2 protein-coding genes are annotated in these 1,720 nt (G+C 73.5%); both read left to right on the top strand.

Going from position 1 to position 1,720, the window contains the following annotated elements:
* Nucleotides 1-1,469 (top strand): site-specific DNA-methyltransferase (locus ET526_RS21015; protein ID WP_135471038.1); only part of this gene is annotated, 1,469 nt, incomplete at its 5' end.
* Nucleotides 1,459-1,720: ParB/Srx family N-terminal domain-containing protein (locus tag ET526_RS21010; RefSeq protein WP_240048523.1), on the top strand; the 262-nt coding region annotated here is incomplete at its 3' end. The genes ET526_RS21015 and ET526_RS21010, both read left to right, overlap by 11 nt.

The raw sequence follows: 1,720 nt of genomic DNA, 5'->3' as shown, positions 1-1,720 counted from the left end.
CTGCGAGCGCCGTCGAGGCGCGCGCGGTCGCCTCGCTGCTGCCCTATGCCGGCAATGCGCGCACGCATTCCGACGAGCAGGTGGCGCAGATCGCGGCCAGCATCCTCGAGTTCGGCTTCGTCGCGCCGGTGCTGGTGGACGAGCGCGGCGAGCTCATCGCCGGCCACGGCCGGCTGCTGGCGGCGCAGTCCCTCGGCCTCGATACCGTCCCCACCATCGTGCGGGCCGGCCTGAGCGAGGCGCAGAAGGCCGCGTATCGGCTCGCCGATAATCGCATCGCGCTGAATGCTGGCTGGGACGAGGCGCTGCTGGCCGCCGAGGTGGCGAAGCTGCAGGAGACGGGCGGCGTCGACCTCGCGCTGACCGGCTTCGGCGCGGAGGAGATCGAGCGGCTGCTCGCCGGGCTGGAGGCGGTGGCAACCGAGCCTGGCAACGGGGCGGTTGCCAGCCCGGCGGTTGCCGCCGGCAACCCGCCAGACGAGGGGGTGGGGGAGGGCGAGGCGGCCGAGGACCCGGGCGACGCCGAACCGGACCCGCCGCGCCAGGCCGTCACCCGCCCGGGCGACCTCTGGCGGCTCGGCGAGCACCGGCTCCTCTGCGGCGACAGCACCGATGCGGCCTCGGTCGCCCGCGTGATGGGCACCGACCGCGCCGCGCTGCTGTTCACCTCCCCGCCCTACGGCAACCAGCGCGCCTACACCACCGGCGGCGTCTCGGATTGGGACGCGCTGATGCAGGGGGTGCTCCAGCATCTCCCCGCGGCGCTGCGCTCCGACGGCCAGGTGCTGGTCAACCTCGGCCTGATCCATCGCGATGGCGAATGGCAGCCCTATTGGCAGGGCTGGCTCGACTGGATGCGCGGCCAGGGCTGGCGGCGCTTCGGGCTGTATGCCTGGGACCAGGGCCCCGGCCTGCCGGGCGACTGGAACGGCCGGCTCGCGCCGGCCTTCGAGCTGGTCTTCCACTTCAACCGCGAGGCGCGCCAGCCGAACAAGATCGTGCCCTGCAAATGGGCCGGCACGCCGAACAAGGGCAGCGGGCTGCGCGCCGCCGACGGCGAGGTGAAGGCCTACACCCACATCGGCCTGCCCGTGCAGGAGATGCGCATCCCCGATGCCGTGCTGCGCATCACCCGGCACAAGGGCCGTGGCATCGAGACGGAGCATCCGGCGGTGTTCCCGGTTGCGCTGCCCGAGTTCCTGATGCGCGCCTACACGGACGAGGGCGAGGCGGTGTTCGAGCCCTTCGCCGGCTCGGGCACCACCATCCTCGCGGGGCAGCGCACGGGTCGGAGGGTCAGAGCCATCGAGCTCGCCCCGGCCTATGTGGACCTCGCGATCGCCCGCTGGCGGATGCTGCATCCCGACCTGCCGGTGACGCTGGCCGAGGACGGGCGGGACTACGACGGCATCGCCGTGGCGCGCGCCAGCGACGCCATGGAGCTGCAGGAGGCCGCCCGTGCGGCCTGACCTGCGCGTCGAGATGCTGCCGGTGGCTTCGCTCGTCCCGTATGCCGACAATGCCCGGCAGCACCCGCCCGAGCAGGTGGCGCAGCTCGCCGCCTCGATCGGCGAATTCGGCTTCACCGTGCCGGTGCTGGTGGACGAGAGGGGCGTGCTGATCGCGGGCCATGGCCGGGTGCTGGCGGCAAGGGCGCTCGGCCTCGCGGAGGTGCCGGCGATCCGCCTCGCGCATCTGACCGAGGCGCAGGCGCGGGCCT

Source organism: Crenalkalicoccus roseus, assembly GCF_004761865.1.
Classification (GTDB): Bacteria; Pseudomonadota; Alphaproteobacteria; order Acetobacterales; family Acetobacteraceae; genus Crenalkalicoccus; species Crenalkalicoccus roseus.
Note: the sequence above shows the minus strand (reverse complement) of the source record. Positions and strands in the feature narration are given on the sequence as shown.